Consider the following 21246-nt stretch of genomic DNA (forward strand, 5'->3'; position numbering starts at 1 on the left):
ACGCCAATGCGGCATGGTATATTGGCCATGTTTTCGGTTGTCCCGGAAGCGGGACGAGAAAACGGCCGCAAAAATCCGGTATAATAACCGCTTTGCGGTTATTATACCACGAAAAAAGAAGAAGGGGCAACTTTTCTGGAGGCCCCACGGGAAAGAAGAAGGAATTTGCCGGGAAAAGGCCGCTGTGGTCTTTTTTCTCGGCGTGGTTTGTGATATAGTACCCCCTGGCGGGAAAATTTCTTTTCTCACAAATTTATGTTTCGCGAGGTGTCCTATGGCAATTCTCACTCAGATCGGCGTGGTGCTGGGGGTGTGTCTTGCGGGAGAGCTGGTGGCCCAGATCCTGCCCTTTCCCTTTCCTTCCAGCGTCATTGCCATGGTTCTTTTGTTCGTCCTGTTGTGCACAAAAGTGATAAAACCCCATCACATCCGCCAGAAGGGGGATTTTCTGCTGAAAAATATGGCTTTCTTTTTCATTCCTGCCGGGGTGGGAATTTTGGAGCATTTTGATCAGCTGAAAGAGAATCTGCTGCCCTTTCTGGCCGTGTGTGTACTCACCACCTTCATCACTTTTTTTGTCTCGGTCATGACGGTGCGTCTGATGATGGCCTTGCAGAAGAAAGGAGGGAAATAGCATGAAAGAAGTGCTTGCCTCCCCGTTGTTCGGCATTGTTTTGTCGGTGTTTGCCTTTCAGATCGGACTGTTTGTCAACAAAAAAACCGGCTCGCCGCTGTGCAATCCATTGCTTATTGCAGTGGCGCTGATCATTGCTGTGATCAAAATTTTCCACATCCCCCTGGAATGGTATCAGGAGGGCAGTGATGTGATCGCCAGTTTCCTGGCTCCGGCCACGGCCTGCCTGGCCCTTTCGGTTTATGGACAGATCAGGCAGCTGAAGCGGCATTTGCTTCCGGTAGTGGCCGGCTGCTTCATGGGATCCTGCGCCTCGGTGATCAGTGTCATTTTGCTCTGCCGCCTGTTCGGCCTGGACGAGACCATGACTGCATCCCTCATTCCCAAATCGGTGACCACCCCCATCGCCATGGAGCTTTCGGCCCAGGGAGGGGGCGTGTCCGCCTTTACCGTGGCGGCGGTGATCTTTACCGGTATTTTAGGGGCCATTACAGCACCCTTGCTGGTAAAGCTGCTGCGGGTGCGGGAGCCGGTGGAAAAAGGAGTGGCTATCGGCACTTGCAGCCATGCCATCGGTACCACCAAGGCCCTGGAAATGGGCGAGCTGGAAGGCGCCATGAGCGGCATCAGCATCGGTGTGGCCGGCATTGCCACCGTGATCATCTGCCTGTTTGTGTAAGGGGGGAGTAAGGTGAAAGAATATAGCTTCTATGCCCTTTTGCTGCGGATGAAATACATCCGGCGCTGGGGCCTGATGCGCAGCAGCATCCCGGAAAACCTCAGTGAGCACGCTTTGGAGACGGCGGTGATCGCCCATGCCCTGGCGGTGATTCAGAACACCTACTTAGGGGGCGGCGCCCAGCCGGAACGGATAGCGGCCATGGCCTTGTTCCACGATGCTTCGGAGATCCTCACCGGGGATCTTCCCACACCGGTGAAGCACAACGACCCGGCGCTGCGCCAGGCCTACCGGGCCATTGAGGACCGGGCCAGAGAGAGTCTTCTGGGCTTTCTGCCCGACGCCCTGCGCCAGGCTTACCGACCCATTTTGTTCTGTGAGGAGCAGGATCCGGAGCTTTACCGCTATGTGAAGGCGGCCGATAAGATCTCGGCCTATCTCAAATGTGTCCAGGAGAAAAAGAGCGGCAACGATGAGTTTGAAAGTGCCGCCCGTCAGCTGCACCGGTCCATTCAGGCGCTGTCTCTTCCGGCTGCGGATTATTTCATGTCCCATTTCGCCCCGGCCTTTTCCCTCACATTGGACGAGCAGCAAAGTGCTTCCGGGAATCTGTACTAGAGTCAATGGGCTGAAAAGTTGCGGAATCCGGGGAAAATGGGGAGGGATACCGGGTTTTGTCCGGGAAAATGGTGCAAAACGCTTGCACTTCCGGAGAAAATACCGTACAATGGATAGGAAAACAGAACAGGGAAGAGCACACCGGCATTTTTTCACTCCGGGGGTTCTTCTCTTTTTGGCTGGGGCCTTCGCCGCATCCGGCAGCTGCGGCAGAAGAGAGACAAAATATGGTGAGAGTTGCCGGAGAAGAGGGATTATCGTGATGAACTTCAACAAAAAGACCGTGCGCGACATCGATGTGCGCGGCAAAAAAGTGTTGATCCGCTGCGATTTCAACACCCCCATTGACGAAAATGGGCATCTGACCGATGAAAGACGCATCCAGGGAGCTCTGCCTACCCTGCGCTATCTGATCACCAGCGGCGCCGCTGTCATCGTCGTATCCCATTTGGGGCGCCCCAAGGGACAGTATAACCCCAAGTACACCCTGAAGCCGGTGGCCAACCGCCTGTCCGAGCTGCTGAAAATGCCGGTGACTCTGGCCACCGATGTGATCGGGGAGGATGCCGACCGTTTGTGTGCCGCTATCCAGCCCGGTGAGATCGTCATGCTGGAAAATGTCCGCTTCCATAAGGAAGAGGAAAAGAACGATCCGGCATTCTCTCAGAAGCTGGCTTCCTATGCCGATGTGTATGTGAATGACGCCTTCGGCACTTCCCACAGAGCCCACAGCTCCACTGCCGGCGTGGCGGCCTACCTCCCCGCCGTCTGCGGCTTTTTGATCGAAAAGGAAATTTCGGTGATCGGCAAAGCCCTCACCAATCCGGCCCGTCCCTTTGTGGCCATCACCGGCGGCGCCAAGGTCTCCGACAAGATCGGCGTCATCAACGCCCTCATCGATCAGTGTGACACCGTTATCATCGGCGGTGCTATGAGCTACACCTTCCTGCGGGCCCTCAGCGGTCAGGTGGGCAACTCCCCCTGCGAACTGGACAAGCTGGATGTGGCTGCCGATATCATCACACGGGCGTTGGAAGGGGATGTGCGCCTGGTGCTGCCCGATGATGTGGTAGTGACCAAGGAATTTGCTCCCGATGCCGATGCCTATGTGGTGGATGCCCGTCATATGCCCGACGGCATGGGCGGCATGGACATGGGCCCCCGCACCATTGAAAAATTCAAGCGCTATCTGAAGGATGCAGGCACCGTGGTGTGGAATGGGCCTTTGGGCGTGTTCGAATTTGATAAATTTGCCGGCAGCACCCGGGAGATCGCCCGGGCCGTGGCCGAATCCGGGGCTGTGTCCATCATCGGCGGCGGCGACAGCGCTGCGGCCATCGAGCAGCTGGGCTTTTCTGACCGGGTCACCCATATTTCCACCGGCGGCGGCGCTTCTCTGGAGCTCATTGAGGGCAAGGTGCTGCCGGGCATTGCCTGCCTGATGGATTCCGACGAATAAAGCGCCCTGGGACAGAAACGGGAAGAGAAACAAAAAAGAGGAAGTCTATGAACAGAAGATACCGCAAAACCATTATTGCCGGAAACTGGAAGATGAACAAGACTCCGGCGGAAACCAAAGAATTTATCGCTCAGCTCAAGCCCCATGCGGCCCGGGCCAAATGGTGCGAAACGGTGCTGTGTGTGCCTTACATCGATTTGCCGGCGGCAGTGAAGGCTGCCAAAAATACCCGGGTCTTTATTGCGGCCCAGAATATGCACCATGCCGAAAGCGGCGCCTATACCGGCGAAGTGTCCGCCCCCATGCTGTGCTCTCTGGGGGTCAAGTATGTGGTTGTCGGCCACTCGGAACGCCGTCAGTACTTCGGCGAGACCGATGAGATCGTAGCCCAGAAGGTACAGGCTGCTCTCAAGTGCGGCCTGCGGCCCATTGTGTGCGTGGGCGAGTCTCTGGCCCAGCGGGAAAAGAACCTGACCCTGGATCATGTGAGGATGCAGATCAAAACCATTTTCTTCGGAGTGGATTCCAAGGATGTGAAGAAGATCGTGGTGGCCTATGAGCCCATCTGGGCCATCGGCACCGGCAAGACTGCCACGGCGGAACAGGCCGACGAAGTAGGCCGGGCCATCCGGGAATGCATCCGGGAAATCTATGGAGCCCGTCATGCCCGGTCGGTGACCATCCTTTATGGGGGCAGCATGAACCCCCAGAACGCCGGAGAATTGCTGGCCATGCCCGATGTGGACGGCGGTTTGATCGGCGGTGCATCCCTGGATTGGGAGAAATTTGTGGATGTGATGGAAAGCGCCAACCAGTAACGGCCTTTGGGAAGGAATCAGAATGATGAAAAAACCGATTGCATTGATTATTTTGGACGGCTATGGACTGGCCGCAAAGGGAAATTGCAATGCCGTCTGCCAGGCCAGCACCCCGGTGATGGACCGGCTGATGGCGGAATGTCCCTGGCAGCCCATTCGCTGCTCCGGTCTGGATGTGGGTCTGCCCGATGGCCAGATGGGCAACAGCGAAGTGGGACACACCAACATCGGCGCCGGGCGGGTGGTCTATCAGGAACTGACCCGGATCACAAAGGAGATTGAGGACGGCACCTTTTTTGAGAATCCGGAACTGGTGAGCGCTTGCCGGAAAGCCAAGGAACAGGGCGGCAGCGTGCACCTGATGGGACTTTTGTCCGACGGCGGTGTTCATAGCCACATCACCCACCTGTATGCCTTGCTGGAGCTGTGCAAGCGTCAGCAGGTGGAAAAGGTTTATGTCCACTGCTTCCTGGACGGGCGGGATGTGCCCCCCTCTTCCGGCCTTTCCTATGTGAAGGCCCTTCAGGAGGAGATGAACAAAATCGGCGCAGGACAGATCGCTACCATCAGCGGCCGGTACTATGTGATGGACAGAGACCGGCACTGGGATCGGGTGCAGCCGGCCTATGAGGCCATGGTGCTGGGGAAAGGCCCCTTCTTTGCCGATCCTGTCCAGGCGGTGGAAAAGAGCTATGAGCAGGGAGAAACCGACGAGTTCATGAAGCCGGTGGTCTGCTGCAAGGATGCCGGGATCTGCCACCGTGACAGCGTGATTTTCTACAACTTCCGCCCCGATCGGGCCAGAGAAATCACCCGCACCCTCACCGATCCGGAGTTTGACGGCTTTGTGCGGGAAGGCGGACTGGTGGCGCCTTATTATGTGTGCTTTACCCAGTATGATGCCGCTATGCCTGGAGTACAGGTGGCCTTCAAGCCCCAGGTGCTGGAGCACATCCTGGGCCAGGTGGTCAGTGAGGCGGGTATGACCCAGCTTCGCATTGCCGAAACTGAGAAATATGCCCATGTCACCTTCTTCTTCAATGGTGGGGAGGAACGGGTATTTCCCGGAGAAGACCGGGTGCTCATCGAGTCCCCCAAGGTGGCTACTTTCGATATGAAGCCGGAAATGAGCGCCTATGAGGTCACCGATGCGGTGTGCAGCCGTATCGAAAGCGGAAAATATGATCTGATCGTTTTGAACTTTGCCAACTGCGATATGGTGGGCCACACCGGCGTGCTTCCGGCGGCCATTCGTGCGGTGGAAGCGGTGGATACCTGCCTGGGGCGGGTGCTGGCCTCTTTGGAAAAGATGGGCGGTGAGGCCCTGGTCACAGCTGACCACGGCAACGCCGAGCAGATGGCCTGTCCCGATGGCACTCCTTTCACGGCCCACACCACAAACGAAGTGCCTTTGATTCTGGTGGGCAAGAAGGCCGGGCTGAAAGAAGGCGGCCGTCTGTGCGATATCGCCCCCACGCTGCTCTCCATGTTGGGGCTGGAAAAGCCCGAGGAAATGACCGGCCAGAGCCTGCTGACCGCAGAATAAAAAGCTGGCAAAGGTTTTTCCCGAATTTTACTCTGGGAAGCCCTCCTTTCTCCCCTCCGGCGATTGACGGGGAGGGAAAAAGAGGATACAATATCTTGGTGAACACAGAACGAATATCAAAGAAAAGAGGAAAACACCGATGAAAAAGTACATTGAGATCACCGATGTGGTGGGCCGCGAAGTGCTGGACAGCCGCGGCAACCCCACCGTGGAAGTAGAAGTATATGCCATGGACGCCGAGCAGAACAAGCTGTTCATGGGCCGGGCTGCTGTGCCTTCCGGCGCCTCCACCGGCATTTTTGAAGCCTGCGAGCTGCGGGATGAGGACAAGAGCCGCTATATGGGCAAAGGCGTCACCAAGGCTGTGGCCGCTGTCAACACTGAGATCGCTGAGTGCCTGATGGGCCAGAATGTGCTGGATCAGCCCCTCATCGACAAGATGCTCATCCAGCTGGATGGCACAGCCAACAAGTCCCGCCTGGGCGCCAACGCCATTCTGGGCGCTTCTCTGGCCTGCGCCAAGTGCGCCAGCGAAGCTCTGGGCATGGCTCTGTATAACTATGTGGGCGGCTGCAACGCCAAGACCCTGCCTGTGCCCATGATGAACATCCTCAACGGCGGCGCTCATGCCACCAACAATGTGGATATTCAGGAGTTTATGGTCATGCCTGTGGGCGCCGGTACCTTTGCTGAGGGCCTGCGTTGGTGCGCCGAAGTGTTCCACACCCTGAAGAAGGTGCTCCAGGGCATGGGCCTGGCCACCGCTGTGGGCGACGAAGGCGGCTTTGCTCCCAACCTGAAGAAGGACGAGGACGCGCTGAAGGTCATCGTGGAGGCCATCGAGAAGGCCGGTTTCGAGCCGGGCAAGGACTTCATGATCGCTATGGACCCCGCTGTGTCCGAGTGGTATAAGGAAGAGGACGGCGGTTATTACCTGCTGCCCAAAGCTGGCAAGAAGATGACCCGCCAGCAGATGGTGCGTATGTGGAAGAACTTCGTGGAGAAGTATCCCATCATCTCCATCGAGGACGGCATGGGCGAAGAGGACTGGGAAGGCTGGAAGATGCTGACCCAGGCTCTGGGCGACAAGATCCAGCTGGTGGGCGACGATCTGTTCGTCACCAATACCCAGCGCCTGGCCAAGGGCATCAAGATGGGTGTGGCCAATGCCATCCTCATCAAGGTCAACCAGATCGGCACCCTCACCGAGACCCTGGAAGCCATCCAGATGGCAAACCGGGCCGGTTACACTGCCGTCATCTCCCATCGCAGCGGCGAGACCGAGGACACCACCATTGCCGACCTGGCTGTGGCTCTCAACGCCGGCCAGATCAAGACCGGCGCTCCCAGCCGTACCGACCGGGTGGCCAAGTACAACCAGCTGCTGCGCATCGAAGAGGAGCTGGAGGATATCGCTTATTATCCCGGCCTGAATGCCTGGTTCAACCTGAACAAGTAAATCTACCCTATAACACAAAAGCGGACAGGATTTCCTGTCCGCTTTTTGTATTGTTCTTCATTCTTCCCCCATCAGCAAAGTGGGGACACCGCCGGTGTGGAAAATCACAGCAGCTTCATCGGTGGGCAGATGCCCTTTTTGACACAGATCGGTGAGCCCGGCGAACACTTTGGCATTATAGGTGGTGTCCAGGAAAATCCCCTCGGTGCGGGCCAGAAGCCGCAGAGCCAGCCAGGTTTCCGGGGAGTGTTTGGCATAGCCCGGCCCCAGATATTCCTCATAAAAATGGGTGTTGTACTGCAAAGACAGGGGAGGAGTCACATGGAGCTTTTCGCAAAGGCCCTGCCAGATCTCCTGGGCGATGGGCCAGAAAGTGTGGGCGGGATATTCCACCGAAACCAGATGGACATGAAGATCTGGCCCACCCATGAGACGAAGACCGAAGAGCAGTCCGATTTCCGTAGGCCCGGCGGAAGCACTGATGAACACATGACGCAAGTCGATGTGTTTCTGTTCGGCCTGGAAAAGCAGCTCCTGGGCGGCTGCAACATAGCCCAGCGCTCCCACTACCGGATCTCCCAGGATATAGGGATTGCGGCCTTGGTTCTTCAGTTCCTGGGCCCGTTCTTCTACAAAGGCCTTACGGGCCTGCTCGTCCACCGGACCGCAATAGATCTGGCGTACTCCCATCAGATCATAGAGAAAACGGCTGTCGCCCCGGCGGGGTTTGGTGTTGGATGGAGCGGCATTGTGGATGATTTCACAGTCCAGGTTCAGACGGCAGCAGGCGGCTGCGGTGAGACGGCACAGGTTGGAAGGGGGAAGCCCAGCGGCCAGAACGATATCACAGCCCTTTTCCAGGGCCTCGCCCAGCCAGAATTCCAGAGAGCGGACTTTGTTGCCCCCCATTCCCAGGCCCATTACATCCTCCCGTTTGATCCAAAGAGAGGAATGGCCGATGGTATCACCAAAATGGGCGGCTTTTTCCAAAAGTGTGGGCTCTGTTAAAAGAGAAATCCGGGGAATCTGAGAAAACAGCATAGAAAACCTCCAAAGAACAGGCGGCGGGAAAATCACAAGAAAACAGGATCTCCCATGGATGATGTGCTTGTTTTGTATTGTATCTTATCTTTTCCTGGGGCGCAAGTGGAAAGGCGGCGGCATAGACTGGAATGACCCCTGCCGGCAGAGTATCGGTGGGGAATCATCAAAAAAGCGAGGTATGATCATGCGACAGAAAATGCCCTATGACCGGATGTTTCCCAATCGCGGCCCTGCCCGGGGACAGTGCCCCCAGGGTACATGGCGGGGAACTGAGCCGGTCTGCCCACGGCCGGGGCATAGCTATTATCCGCCGGTCAGAGTGGGAAGACCTTTCCAGGACAATCAGGGGCGGCAGCAGCAGGCCTGGCATACCGGGGCCTGGCAGCAGCCCATGCTCCGGAGAGAAGAGTGGCAGGAAGAAACCGGTCCCTCCGATCCCATGGCTCCTCAGGAACCCACCGTTCCGGAAGCGCCGGAATATCCTGTGCTTCCAGAAGAGCCGGAGGCGCCCCAGGAGCCGGTAGTGCCGGAGGAGCCAGAGGTACCGGAAGTTCCTCAGGAACCGGAAGAGCCAGAAATGCCGGAATGCCCGGAATGCCCGGAATGCCCGGAGTGTCCTTCGGAGCCGGAAGAGCCAGAAATGCCGGAGCATCCGGAGTGCCCGGAGTGTCCTTCGGAACCGGAAGAGCCAGAAATACCAGAGTGCCCGGAGCATCCATGTCCGCCCTGCCGTCCCAATCCCTGCCCGCCTTGCGGCCATCCAATGACCCCGGAAGAGTGCCAGAAGATGCAGCATTATACCCCATTGCCCCAGCGGCCCATTCCCCAGGCCTGCCGTCAGAATGGCTGCATTACCGACAACCAGGGAGCTATGGCCCAGAATGACAACCATTCCCTCACCGTGGGATGCAATGGCCCCATGCTGATGAAGGATGCCTATTATCTGGAAAAGATGGCCCACTTTGACCGGGAACGCATTCCCGAGCGGGTGGTCCATGCCAATGGCACCGGAGCTTTTGGCTATTTTCAGACCACTTGCTCCATGGCCCGATACACCAAAGCCGGACTCTTTTCCCAGGCCGGTAAGGTGACGCCGGTATTTGTCCGGTTTTCCACTGTGGCAGGCCACAAAGGCAGTGCAGATACCTTGCGGGATCCTCGGGGATTTGCAGTGAAATTTTACACAGAGGAAGGCAATCTGGATATTGTGGGTCTGAATTTCCCCGTATTCTTTATCCGCGATGCCATGAAATTCCCTGATTTGCTCCATTCTCTCAAGCCTGCACCCGATACCGGTGTAAAAGACAACGCCCGTTTCTGGGATTTTTACAGCCAGATGCCGGAATGCACCAATATGATCACATATCTGTACTCCGATGAAGGAACCATTCCTTCCTATCGGAAGATGGATGGATTCGGCGTCAATACTTATGTGTGGGTCAATAGCCAGGGTGAACGGTTTTATGTGAAATACCACTTCCGCTCCCACCAGGGGAAAGAGACGGTGGATCGCCATGAAGCGGCCCGCCTGGCCGGGGTGGAGCCGGATGTGGCAAAAACCGATCTGTACCGCACTTTGGAAAGCGGGCAAACGGCAGCCTGGGATCTGGCGGTACAGCTGATGCCCATCTGTCAGGCGTCCATGCAGAAATTTGATCCTCTGGACGATACCAAACTGTGGCCGGAAGAGCAATTCCCCCTGCATAAAGTGGGGCAGCTGGTGCTCAACCGGAATTTTGAAAACGAATTTGTCCAGGTGGAGCAGTCGGCCTTCTGCCCGGCCAATCTGGTGCCCGGCATCGAGTTTTCCGATGACAAGATGCTGGCCGGGCGGGTGTTTTCCTATGGGGATGCCCAGCGTTATCGGGTGGGGCCCAATTACACAGAACTTCCCATCAACCGCCCCCGTACACCGGCCAACAATTACCAGCAGGACGGCATGATGCGCACTTCCTTCCGGAAAGGAACGGTGAATTATTATCCCCACAGTGGTGCTTTGGGCTGCGGGCCCCAGCAGAAAACGGCCTGCCCTCCCTATACCGCTCCGTATTCCCGGGGAAATCAGATCCGCTCTCCTTTGTACCAGGCCGATGACTTTACCCAGGCCGGAGAGCGCTTCCGGGGAATGAGCCGGTTGGAGCAGGAGCATCTGGCGGATAACATTGCCGTAGAGCTGGCGCAGACGCCTGCTGTGATCTCGGGCCAGTGCCTGGAATATTTCAGAAAAGCCTGTCCCCAGTGGGCTGATATGGTGGAAAAAGCCATGAAAGGCTATGAAAACCGGCATTGAGTGCAAAAAAACGGACGGCATTGCCGTCCGTTTTTTGTTATCAGAAGAACAGATGCATGGCCAGTGCCGCCAGAGGAATGGCGATGATGGTCCGCTCGATAAAGCAGATGATCAGCTCATGGAGCTTCACTGGGAGCTTTGTGGCCAGCATCACAGTGCCGGTCTCCGAGAAGAAGATGATCTGCACCATGGAAACGATGCACAAAAAGAACCGGGCCGATTCCGAGAGGGCGGTCACATTTTCCGAGATCAGCAGCACCGGCAGGAACATTTCGGCGATACCCACTGGAATGGAGGGGGCAATGGCCGCAGCGTCGGGCACTTGCAGAAGCTGAAGCAGAGGCTGGAACACCAGACCGATCCACTGGAAAAGCGGGGTGTATTCCGCCAGAATCATGGCCGAAACACCGATGGCGGCCAGCATAGTCAGAACCTGGGGCATCACCTGCAGCCCTTCTTTCAGGCTGATGACGATGTCTTTGGGCACAGGGTTTGCAACGAAAGCCCGTTTGACAGCCCGGCTTCCGCCGCGGCGCAGGATGTCCTTGTCAAAATGGGCGTCGGCTTTCCGCTCTTCTTCGGTTTGGGGCGTCTCATCGTAATATACATCAGGCTTGCGGCTGATGGGAGGAATGCGCACCACAATGGCCGAGATGATAAAAGCGGTGATAAAGCTGATCAGGTAAATGGCGGTGAAATGCTGAGCCACGCCAGCTGTGCTGATGACCAGATAGGCAAAGCCGATGCTCACAGCGCTGAAGCAGGTAGCCACTGCCACAGCTTCCCGCTTGGTATAGACCTTTTGCCGGTAAAGACGGCTGGTGATGATGACCGCCAGGGAAGAAGAGCTGACAAAGGAGGCGGTGGCATCCAATGCGGCTTTGCCGGGGATCTTGAACAGCGGGCGCATCAGCGGCTCCAGCAAAGCGCCGACAAACTCAATGGCTCCATAGTTCAGCAGGAAGGGCATAAAGAAGGCGCCCACCAAAATGATGAACAGCACGCCCAGCACAATGGGCGGGAAGACGCTTTCGCCGGTAGCGGCGCCAACGATAATCTCCGGGCCCACAAAAGAAGTGGTGGTGTGCAGGGTATAGATCACAGTGTACACCGTGCCCAGACCAAAGAGGAAAGTTTGGGCAATGCCTTCTTTCCGGTAGTGCTCATAGAGCTTTTTCTGTCGTTTTCCCTTATCGATATAGCGGGAATACACATGAAGCAGGAAATTTCCGCCAATGATAATGGTCAGGACCCAGTAGCCTGCATTGCCCAGCAGATCCACAAAGAAATTGTAGATCCATCCGAAGACGATCTGGGATTCACCGCCAATGGTCAGGTTGGTGAAAAAGACAAAAATTGCAACGGCAGTACACAGGATAAAGCGGATCAATCCTTTGGTGAACTGGGATTTGCTTAAAGTGATCTGATCCAGCTCCTGGGACGAGAGGTCAGGACTCAGCTTGATGGTTTCGGGAGCTGTTTTGGCCATAGAAGAGACCTCCTTATGGGGTAGTTTCTGTGGACAGGCGGCTATTTTTTCTTTGCGGCCAGAATGGACAGGAACTCAAAGACAATGTTGGCCGCCATGTAGGAAGTGATCTCCCCGTGGTCATAAGCCGGGAGCACTTCCACCACATCAAAGCCGATGTAGTTCAGATCTTTCAGCTTGCGGAGCATATCCAGGGTTTCGAAAGAGGTAAAGCCGCCCACTTCGGGGGTACCGGTGCCGGGGGCATAGGCCGGATCCACAAAGTCGATGTCAAAGGTGAGGAAGCAAGGCTTGTCGCCCACCCGCTCCAGAGCGGTGCGGATCAGCTCATCGGTGCCCATCTCCCGCACCTTGTGAGCGGGGATCAGCAGCATTCCCAGTTCGGCAGCCATTTTGTGCTCATTGGGGTCATACAAGGAGCCGCGCATGCCGATCTGAATGGAATGGGAGGGGTCAATGAGCCCTTCCTCAATGGCCCGGCGGAAGGGAGTGCCGTGGTTGTATTTTTCGCCGAAGACTTCGTCGCACAGGTCGGAGTGGGAGTCAAAGTGCACCAGAGCCACCGGACCGTGCTTTTTGGCAACCGCCCGCAGCTCAGCCAGGGTGATGGAGTGGTCGCCGCCCAGAACGATGGGAATGGCGTTTTCCTGCAAAATGCCGGCGACGCCTTCCTCGATGGCCTTATAGGAAGGATGGATATAGCCAGGGGTGATATTGAAATCACCGATATCGCCGCCCTTGAGGGATTCCATGATGTTCACCTGCAAGATCACATTGTTGGGCTTCATCATGGCGGAAATGGCCCGGATGGCCTGGGGGCCGAAGCGGGAACCGGAGCGGAAAGAGCTGGCGGTGTCAAAAGGAGCACCGGCGATGACAAAATCCAATCCTTGGGCGGAATCCACTTTGCTCATGCGCATGAAGGTTCCGGTGTTGCAGAAGCGGGGAGAAGAAAGAGCGCTGGCGGGTTGTTTCACAGTAGACATATCCATACCTCCTGAAAGTGCAGTATCAATAAATCTTTTATGCAGCATCGACGCTTTCTATGGGTAAATTGTAGCACGGTGAAAACACCATGGTTATAGGAAAAGACGATAACATATCGGAAATATAGAAAAAACAACCAAAATAGATAAAAAAGCAACTGAAAAATTATGCTATATGTGATATAATATGATGCAAGCAGAGGAGGTGAAGAACATGAACATCAAGCATCTCAGCTATGTGGTGGAGATCTGCCGCTGCGGGTCCATCAACAAGGCGGCCCAGAATCTGTATATTTCCCAGTCCAGCCTCAGCGGCTCGGTAAAAAGTCTGGAAGAAGAACTGCATTATCAGCTATTCCGGCGAAAAAATTCCGGCATTGAACTGACAGAAGAGGGGAAACTGTTTTTGGAATCGGCCAAAAAAAAAAAATATTGGCGGAGGCGGAGAAGATCTATCGGGTGCCTGAGCAGTTTTCCAGTCAGCGGAATCTGTCGGTGTGCTGCACCTATTCCACTTTGCTGATGCAGAGCTTCATCCTCTTCAAAAAATCCCACCCGGCCCCGGGAGTCCAGGACGCTTTCAAGGAGACCGGTCTGATCCAGACCATCCGGGATGCCATTGCGCAGCAGTACCGGCTGTGCATGTTTTACTGTTTCCAAAGCAGGCGGGAGCATCACGCCCGCTATGCCGCCCGATACAATATGGTAGTGGAACCTTTGTGCGAAGGCATTCCAGCGGTGGCGCTGCTCTCCCGGCAGAATCCTCTCTCCTCCCGACGGGACATCCGGCTGGAAGATCTGCCTACCCGCAGGCTTGTTACTTATGAGAACTTCGAATACGAAGATTGGCTGGGGATGCTGGGCATCCCGCCCAGTGCCAATGTGCTTTATATCTTTGACCGGGGCGGCCTGTTGGATGCGGTGCGCAAGGACAACTATATGGCGGTGGTTATGCATGATCCCCAGCAGCAGCGGGAACTGGCCGACTGCGTCACTTTGCCCATCACCGGATTTTCCGATACCCTGGATGTGTGTCTCATGCGTTCCAAGTCCTATACCCTGAATGCCAGAGAGAAAAAATTCGTCCAGTTCTGCAAAAAGCGGCTTCAGGCCGCCCATGAGATCTGATTGTAAAAATATCAAAAGCCCCGCAGAACCATTGGGTTCTGCGGGGCTTTTTGAAAGGAAGGATCTTGCTTATTTCTTCATAGCCTCTTCATAGGCCAGAACGCGCTGCATCTCGTTGTAAACGATCATGTAGCCTTCGTCCACACCCATGCCGGGCTTTGCCAGGATCTGGTCAGGCTGAGTAGCCATAGCCACCTGGACGCACACCTGAGCGCTCCGGTCGGTCTCATTGCAGGTACCGCCCTGATAAGCGCCGATGCCCTTCTTCTTGCAGTAGAGCACAGCTTCGGCGATGTCGTTCATGCCGCCCAGGTCGGGGGTCTTGATCTGGATCATATGGCCGGCCTTGTTGTCGGCGAAGTAGATGATGTCCTCCAGAGTGTTGCACCACTCGTCGGCCACGATCTCCACGGGGATGTTCTTCTTGTCGCAGATGGCGGTGAGATCCCGCAGAGCTTCCATCTGCTTTGTGCGGTCGCCCACATCCACGGGGCCTTCGATGCGCAGGTGGAAGGGAGCGGCAGCGTCGCACAGGGTCTTCATGTAATCGGCGATCTTCTCCAGATCGTTGTCAAAAGCAATGCCCATGGTGCCGTACACATCGATGTGCAGCACAGGCTGATAGCTCTCGTCCTTGCGCAGGGCGATGATCCGGTCATGGAGCCACTTCACATACTCCAGCAGCTTCTCGCCGTTCTTGCCCAGCTTGGTCTCCACATGGTTGATCAGAGCATGGGGCAGAACCTGAGCGCCCTTCAGGATCATCTTGTCGGCGTTCTCATAGCGGTTGTCGCCGGACTGGGTGAAGATGGGCAGCTCCTTATCGGAAACCTTGCAGCCATATTCCTCAGCGATGACTTCGGCCATGATGGTGTGCTTGGATTTGGCCACAGCATCCAGGATGGCCTGGGTGACGCCATAGCGGATGGCGGTGTGGATGCGCTTGCCGGTTTTGGGATCGGTCATGCTGTTGATTTCGCCGGCCAGCTCCTTGAAGCTGGTGAGCTCGCGGCCGATCAGGTGGGGAGCCACCACTTCCTGGATATAGGGGATAAAGTCCTCGGCCAGGAACAGGGGATCCCGTCCGCCGGCGCCGGAATACTGCACCGCAGCGCAGTCGCCCAGGGCGATCTGGCCGTCGGAGAGAACCAGCTGCACGCTGATGGCTTCGCCAGCCATACGGATGGAGGTGAAGCCGGGGGTCATAGGCTCGCCAATGTAGGCAGCGCCGTCGTTCTTTGCGCCGGCTTTGATGGCCTTCTGGTCGTCAAAATAGAAGCCGGTGCGGCCTTTGGAACAGATTACTTTTTCGATTTTCATGGGAATCCCATCCTTTCGAAACGGTTGAGTGTTATATGTTCACAAAATAGAGCAGCAAACAGAGTTATTTATTCTTGGGGCGGCCAACCAGCTTGCCTTCGGAGATGGCGTACACATCATCGATGACCATCTGGAAGTTGGCAGGACGCTTTTCGAACTTGGCCCGCTCTTCCAGCTTGGCGATATGAGTGCCCTTGATGTCGTCGTCGAAGGGCAGGTTGCCGAAGCTGAGGAAGCGGACGGCGCCTTCGTTGTCACGGGCGGGCAGAGCGGCGCCCCGGTTGTACTTGCTGGGGGAGAAGGGCACATCGATGACACCGGCGGCGAAAGCGGCCACAGTGGACTTTTCAAAGTCGTTGCCGCCCAGCTCCAGGGTCTTGTTCAGGATGGCCCGGGTTTCGTTCATGATCATGTGCTTTTCAGCCATGGCCCGAGGACCGTTCTTCATGGTCTGGCAGGAGAGCATGTTAGCCAGCTGCTTTGTGGCCCGCAGACCAGCGGCGTTGGCTTCCTTGGTGGGGATGCCGAAAGCCTCATGAGGAGACTTGACGATCACCTTGGTAGCACCGGCCAGAACAGCGGTGGCAGCGCCCCAGGAGATAACAGCGAAGGCCTGGGCCTCGTCCTGGGGGAATCCGCCCATCCACTGGTGGAACACAGTGGAGATGCTCACATCGGTGAAGCCGAAGCGGTCCAGATATTCCCGGGTCACTTCTTCCAGAGCGTAGATGGCGCCGATATCCTGGTACAGGTTGCCGCACTGGCCGTAGCCCACGGAGATGTGCTTGACGCCCTGCTCAGCAGCCAGCAGCGCTTCCAGAACGGCTACGGCATGGGAGATGCAGGGGGGCACCAGGGTGCCGGTGAGGGGGCCATAGGGCTCACGGTCGATCTGCACGCCGGCTTCTTCATACAGGCCGGTGAGGCGGTCGGTGTACTTCCAGAAGCGGATGGTCTCCTCCAGGGTGCGGTCCTTGGCGTAAGGCACATTGTAGGAGATGCCGCCGCCTTCGTAGGAGGTAAAGCCGCCGGCATAGGCAATCTCGGTGAGCAGACGGGCGTCGGGAGTGCCGTGGCGGATCTGCATGGGCACGCCCACAGACTCGGTGACCTTGCGGCAGTTCATTACGCCGTGGTTGACAGCCGGGAAGCCGTTGAGCATGGCCTTGCCATGGGCGATGGATTCCTCGATGCCCTTCTGGCAGTCGTTATACAGGTTGTGACGGGTGTAGCTGTCGATGGTGGTGGGCAGCAGGTCGGCATGGCCTTCCTTCTCCAGGAATTGCATCAGCTCGATGTGCTTGTCGATCAGAGGCACGCCGGCACGGGGCTGGATCAGGGTTACCTTGTCCTTGCGGGCCTGCTCCAGCTTCTTGGAAAAGATTTTGGAATCAGGCAGAGACTTGTGGTAATCCACCGCTTCCTGGAAGTTTACATCCTTGCCGGTGGGCCAGGAAGCCAGAACTTCCTTCTGCTGGCGGCGGAACTCGTCCATTGACATCTTGTGCAATGTATCGCTCATCTTCTCATCCTCGCTTTATATTTCGGTCAATTCGTTTTTCATGATTTTCAGTGCTACATCGGGCAGCTTCTGGGACAAAAGCCCCATGGCCGACAGGATGTATTTGGCGTCCAGCAGGCAGCTTGCCCTCCGGGGACGCAGGGACAGAGGCTCCTGCTCGCTGAAGCTGGCCTCTGACAGAATGGCAGCCGGGTCCTTGGAGGTGATCACAGGTCCGCCGGTGCCGATCAGCCACTTCACATCGGTCAGGTCCTTGCCGGTCTGCATATACCGTTCGCCCAGAGGGGTAAACACCACTTCCAGGTGACCGGCATGACGCTCGCAGGCGTTTTTGGCAGCCGATTTGGCCAGGGCGATATCGATCTTTTCCATGGCTTCGTTCTGGGGCAGGATATCCGGGGTCTTGTCGAATACATCCAGGGTCTGCCGCACTTCTTCCACCGTTACACCGGCATCCTGGGCAAACAGTTCTTCGCCCTGAAGGGCCACGATGGTCCGCGCGTTCCAGCGCATACCCAGATCCCCTTCCACCGAACGCTTTGCGGCCGGATGGGGCAGACCCTTCAGCATGGCGCCGGGATAGACCGGACAGCCGTTGGTTACAGAATACACATCGGTGGTGGCGCCGCCGATGTCAAAGGCCATCAGACTGCCGATGCCCTCTTCGTCCCGGGTGCCCCGGGAGAGAAGGGTGATGGCGTCCAGAACGGCAGCCGGTGTGGGGATGATATCCCCATCCATCTTTTCAGCCAGCTCACGCAGACCTTTGGCGTCCACGATGCGCTCCAGGAAAACCTTGCGCACCGCTTCCCGGGCGGGCTCGATGTTCAGCTTGCCGAACTCAGGCATTACATTGGGGCAGATCACCGCTTCCTTGCCTGCTTCTTCAATGAGGCGGGCCGCTTCCCCGGCGGCGCTTTTGTTTCCGGCGATGATCACGGGGAAAGAAAGGGGACAATCGGCCAGTACCTTGGCATTGTGCAGCATCACTTCGCTGTTGCCGCCGTCGGTGCCGCCGGAGAGCATGACGATATCGGGCTGCAGCTCTGTGAGCTCCTGGGCTTCGGTATCGGTCATTTTGTAAGCATAGGCCTTGAGTACCTTGGCGCCGGCGCTGAGGGAAGCCAGACGGGCCGCTTCACTGGTCAGATCGGGCACCAGACCGCAGGCCACCATTTTCAGGCCGCCGGCGGCAGAGGAACAGGCCAGACGGAAATCAAATTCCATGGGGTGGCCCACCTGCTCTGTGAGAAGGGCCAGGGCTTTTTGGAAGCCGATGTTCACATCGTCAAAAATAGTTGTGGGGGACATGGCCCGCCCTACGATGCGGCACGCTTCCAGGTCGGCGGCAGTCACCTTGGTGAAGGTGCTGCCAATGTCAGTAAACAGAGCGTAACTCAAAGGAAAGACCCCTCTCTTATTCGCCCAGTTCCCGGCGCAGGTCAGCGATGGTCACATCGGGCATGGTGCCGGGGGCATAGACATAGTTGAAGCCCATGTCTTTGAAGATTTTTTCCGTTTCCTTGAAGTCCCGCTTGCCAACCACAAGGTTGCCGCCGCAGAAGAGGGGGATGTTGCCGATGCCGGCTTCCACGCACTTTTCCCGCATGCCCTGGCAGTCCAGCTCGCCCTGGCCATAGAGGGAGGAGACCATGATGGCGTCGGCATTGGTTTCGATGGCGGCCTTGATAAATTCATCCTGGGAAACCATCACGCCCAGGTTGACCACTTTGTAGCCGGCCTCGGTGAAGGCATGATCCAGGATCTTGTTGCCCACAGCGTGGACATCGGCGCCGATAACGCCCAGTACAAGAGTTTTCATATTACACCTCATATTATTTAAAATTTGTTGATGTCGGAAAGATCGTCCAGCCGTTCGGGCTTGGACACAACGCCCACCAGCAGATAGCTGCGGCGCACCGGATCATAGACGAAATCGGGCGCCATGGCAAAAAACTGAATGTCGCCGGTGTTGCGCAGATGGATGCGTGGACCGGTGCAGTGGATGCGGGCATCACCCATGCGGATATGGTGTTCATCCAGATAGCACACATCCAGCTTGGCATCGATAAATTCCTGTGCCCGCTGCTGCAGCTCTGCAACAGAGAAGGAGGGCTTTTCCTTAAATTCCAGCAGGAAGCCCCGCTTCACATCGCCGTGAACCAGGGTGCTGGTGGGAATACCGTAGTCGATGTCCAGAATGTGGCACACAATGTCTTCGGCGGTATGGATCATCCGCCGGTAGTGGATGGAGCGCAGCACCTTCTGGGCGATATCGGTGGGTTTGGGGCCGAAGATGTTGGGACGGGCCACAATGACCTCTTCCCCGATGCCCACCAGCAGCTCGGCATTGTGGCCCAGGGCGGGATACAGCAGGTCAAAGTGTTCGATGACCACCCGCCGGCCGGCATTCACTGCCGCCCGCACAGCCTCGGCCAGGCGGTAAGGCTGGGTGAAGGCCGATTCAAAGCGCACATCCATATGATAGGTGTGATCCCGGAAGCGACCCGATTCAAAGTGATCCATCAAAGGCAGAGGACGGGTGTATACATCCTCATCGTCGTTGGTCAGCTGCAATCCGGGAAACATTCCCCGCACGATGAGGGACTTGCCGCTGCCCGCCTCTCCCAGAATACCGATGCACCGGTCCTCCGGGGAAAGATACTGGCTGGTGATGGTGTTGCCCAGCTCCAGCAGGCGTTTGCGGCCCCGGGGGGCGTAGTATTCCGTATACATAAAGGGATCGCTGGCAAATTTCAATGGCGTCATCTCCTTTCGGGTTCCGCCAAAGGCCCACACCTAACATTGTATGCGAAAGCCCCGGGCGTTGCAATGTAAAAAGTTGCGGAAAACCATGCAAAGTTGATAAAAATAGCGGTTTTTACCCCTTAAAATACCGGGATACCTGTATACAAGTATCCTGGGGCACCGATATTCCAACCGGAAAAAACAAGGCAAAACCAGCTTAAAACAAAAAAATAGTTGAAATGATCGGAAAATATCGAAAAAATAATGGGTAAATTAGAAAAATAAAACAAAATTTATTGACAGAAAAATAACAAAATCTGCCGCAAGATTGTGCATCCCATCTGGGGAGATCAAAGGGCGATTTCTCCGGCCAGATTGGTGTGGAACATGGCCCGGATCTCTCCCAGATCACGGGTGTGGCCCAAGGCCCACATCAGCTTGGTGACGGCGGCCTCTCTCGTCATGTCAAAGCCCTGAATGGCGCCTTTGGCCAGGGCTTTCTGGCCCACCTGATACACAGAAAAGTCCGAGCGCTCATAGAGACACTGGCTGCACACCACCACCGGAATACCGGCGTCGATGGCCTTTTCGATCTTGGAGACGAAGTCACGGCGGACAAACTGAAGTCCACCGATGCCGAAGGCTTCGATGACGATGCCATGGCAGCCGGCTTCGATCATCAGATCCACCAGTTTGGGATTGGTGCCCGGCGTGAGTTTCAGCAGATACACATCGGAGTCCACGGTATCTTCCAGCACGCATTCTCCCCGCTGGGGCGGGATCACCGACCGGTCCAGATTCAGACCCGAGGAATCCACCACTCCGGCATAGGGATAATTGACGCTTTCAAAGGCGTCAAAGGCGGTGGTGCGCACCTTCACCGACCGGCAGCCCAGCATGATTTTCCGGTCAAAAGCCACAAAGATGCCGGGGGTGGCGCTGGCTGCCATGGCAAAGGCACAGGTCAGGTTCAGGGGCGCGTCGCTGAGGGGGCTGGCGATGGGCACCTGGGAGCCGGTGAACACCACCGGGATGGGGACATTCCGCAGCATGAAGCTCATCATGGAAGCGGTATAGGCCATGGTGTCGGTGCCGTGGGTGACCACGATACCGTCATACAGACGGACATTTTTATAAATGGCTCCGGCAATGATCTTCCATTCCTCCGGCTGGATGTTGGTGCTGTCCAGGGTGAGGATCTCCTGGGTGGTGATGTCGTAATTGGCGGCCGAGGGGCCCATATGGGACAGAATGGTGTTAGCGCCGGTGGGGGCCAGGCCCTCTTCCGAAGGAAGGGAGGCAATGGTGCCGCCGGTGGTGAGCATCAGAATCTTCTTCATGGGACTTTCTCCGCAAAAAAGCGGAGCCTCCTTTCATTATTCCTAATCATATCAATCAAGGGGAGCAAAACCGGCAAAACAAAAGAAAACGGTGCAGCTCCCATGGGTATATGGCAGGGTTTTTTTCTATTTTACCACGGAGAAGGCTTTTTGGAAAGGAGAAATG

Annotated in this window: 19 protein-coding genes; 10 read left to right on the top strand and 9 right to left on the bottom strand. The window is 56.5% G+C overall.

What is annotated here, in order from left to right; all coding sequences use genetic code 11:
- Positions 1 to 274 precede the first annotated feature (274 nt).
- The 7 genes from H6A25_RS03520 (at position 275) to eno (ending at position 7213) form a co-directional block, all read left to right on the top strand.
- On the top strand, positions 275 to 634 hold the full coding sequence (locus H6A25_RS03520) for a CidA/LrgA family protein (RefSeq protein ID WP_204750630.1): 360 nt from the start codon (positions 275 to 277) through the stop codon (positions 632 to 634).
- Position 635: 1 nt separating this feature from the next.
- On the top strand, positions 636 to 1313 hold the full coding sequence (locus H6A25_RS03525; RefSeq protein ID WP_204750631.1) for an LrgB family protein: 678 nt from the start codon (positions 636 to 638) through the stop codon (positions 1311 to 1313).
- A 12-nt stretch (positions 1314 to 1325) separates the two neighbouring features.
- Positions 1326 to 1931 (top strand): 5'-deoxynucleotidase, encoded by a 606-nt coding sequence (yfbR, locus tag H6A25_RS03530; protein ID WP_345941574.1) that lies wholly within the window; start codon positions 1326 to 1328, stop codon positions 1929 to 1931.
- A 262-nt stretch (positions 1932 to 2193) separates the two neighbouring features.
- Positions 2194 to 3390, top strand: a complete 1197-nt coding sequence (locus H6A25_RS03535) for a phosphoglycerate kinase (protein WP_204750735.1) — start codon at positions 2194 to 2196, stop codon at positions 3388 to 3390.
- Between the two features lie 47 nt (positions 3391 to 3437).
- Positions 3438 to 4208: a triose-phosphate isomerase gene (gene tpiA, locus H6A25_RS03540; RefSeq protein ID WP_204750632.1), complete on the top strand. Its 771-nt coding sequence runs from the start codon at positions 3438 to 3440 to the stop codon at positions 4206 to 4208.
- Positions 4209 to 4233: 25 nt separating this feature from the next.
- Positions 4234 to 5754: a 2,3-bisphosphoglycerate-independent phosphoglycerate mutase gene (gene gpmI, locus H6A25_RS03545; protein WP_204750736.1), complete on the top strand. Its 1521-nt coding sequence runs from the start codon at positions 4234 to 4236 to the stop codon at positions 5752 to 5754.
- 139 nt (positions 5755 to 5893) lie between these two features.
- Complete coding sequence (eno, locus tag H6A25_RS03550; RefSeq protein WP_204750633.1) at positions 5894 to 7213, top strand: phosphopyruvate hydratase; 1320 nt, start codon at positions 5894 to 5896, stop codon at positions 7211 to 7213.
- 57 nt (positions 7214 to 7270) lie between these two features.
- Here eno and H6A25_RS03555 read toward each other — a convergent pair whose 3' ends face one another.
- Entirely contained in the window at positions 7271 to 8254 is a 984-nt protein-coding gene (locus tag H6A25_RS03555; protein ID WP_204750634.1) for a pyridoxal-phosphate dependent enzyme, read from the bottom strand.
- 187 nt (positions 8255 to 8441) lie between these two features.
- On the opposite strand from H6A25_RS03555, the gene H6A25_RS03565 reads away from it, so the two are divergent.
- The gene (locus H6A25_RS03565; protein ID WP_243423220.1) at positions 8442 to 10547 is read left to right on the top strand and encodes a catalase; all 2106 of its coding nucleotides are present in this window, start codon (positions 8442 to 8444) and stop codon (positions 10545 to 10547) included.
- Between the two features lie 40 nt (positions 10548 to 10587).
- Here the strand turns inward: H6A25_RS03565 and H6A25_RS03570 are convergent, their stop codons facing one another.
- Both H6A25_RS03570 and speB read right to left on the bottom strand, forming a co-directional pair.
- Positions 10588 to 12036 (bottom strand): YjiH family protein, encoded by a 1449-nt coding sequence (locus tag H6A25_RS03570; RefSeq protein ID WP_204750637.1) that lies wholly within the window; start codon positions 12034 to 12036, stop codon positions 10588 to 10590.
- Positions 12037 to 12077: 41 nt separating this feature from the next.
- On the bottom strand, positions 12078 to 13022 hold the full coding sequence (gene speB / locus H6A25_RS03575; protein WP_204750638.1) for an agmatinase: 945 nt from the start codon (positions 13020 to 13022) through the stop codon (positions 12078 to 12080).
- Between the two features lie 214 nt (positions 13023 to 13236).
- Here speB and H6A25_RS03580 point away from each other — a divergent pair, with 214 nt between their 5' ends.
- On the top strand, positions 13237 to 13545 hold the full coding sequence (locus tag H6A25_RS03580; RefSeq protein WP_204750639.1) for a LysR family transcriptional regulator: 309 nt from the start codon (positions 13237 to 13239) through the stop codon (positions 13543 to 13545).
- The gene (locus tag H6A25_RS03585) at positions 13482 to 14150 is read left to right on the top strand and encodes a hypothetical protein (protein WP_204750640.1); all 669 of its coding nucleotides are present in this window, start codon (positions 13482 to 13484) and stop codon (positions 14148 to 14150) included. Before H6A25_RS03580 ends, H6A25_RS03585 begins: the two co-directional genes overlap by 64 nt.
- A gap of 69 nt (positions 14151 to 14219) precedes the next feature.
- Here H6A25_RS03585 and H6A25_RS03590 read toward each other — a convergent pair whose 3' ends face one another.
- The 6 genes from H6A25_RS03590 to H6A25_RS03615 form a co-directional block, all read right to left on the bottom strand.
- Positions 14220 to 15470 carry a methylaspartate ammonia-lyase gene (locus tag H6A25_RS03590; RefSeq protein WP_204750641.1) on the bottom strand — a complete coding sequence of 417 codons (1251 nt, stop codon included), beginning with the start codon at positions 15468 to 15470 and terminating at the stop codon, positions 14220 to 14222.
- Between the two features lie 64 nt (positions 15471 to 15534).
- Positions 15535 to 16992, bottom strand: a complete 1458-nt coding sequence (locus H6A25_RS03595; RefSeq protein ID WP_204750642.1) for a methylaspartate mutase subunit E — start codon at positions 16990 to 16992, stop codon at positions 15535 to 15537.
- A gap of 15 nt (positions 16993 to 17007) precedes the next feature.
- Positions 17008 to 18393 (bottom strand): methylaspartate mutase accessory protein GlmL, encoded by a 1386-nt coding sequence (gene glmL, locus H6A25_RS03600; protein ID WP_204750643.1) that lies wholly within the window; start codon positions 18391 to 18393, stop codon positions 17008 to 17010.
- 16 nt (positions 18394 to 18409) lie between these two features.
- Positions 18410 to 18814, bottom strand: a complete 405-nt coding sequence (gene glmS, locus H6A25_RS03605) for a methylaspartate mutase subunit S (RefSeq protein WP_118426885.1) — start codon at positions 18812 to 18814, stop codon at positions 18410 to 18412.
- Between the two features lie 17 nt (positions 18815 to 18831).
- Positions 18832 to 19752, bottom strand: coding sequence for an alanine-tRNA synthetase second additional domain-containing protein (locus H6A25_RS03610; RefSeq protein ID WP_345941576.1), 921 nt, complete (start codon positions 19750 to 19752; stop codon positions 18832 to 18834).
- A gap of 338 nt (positions 19753 to 20090) precedes the next feature.
- On the bottom strand, positions 20091 to 21080 hold the full coding sequence (locus H6A25_RS03615; protein WP_204750644.1) for an asparaginase: 990 nt from the start codon (positions 21078 to 21080) through the stop codon (positions 20091 to 20093).
- Positions 21081 to 21246 lie beyond the last annotated feature (166 nt).

The sequence above is a fragment of the Intestinimonas butyriciproducens genome, from assembly GCF_016901775.1.
In the GTDB taxonomy this organism is placed as follows: domain Bacteria; phylum Bacillota; class Clostridia; order Oscillospirales; family Butyricicoccaceae; genus Pseudobutyricicoccus.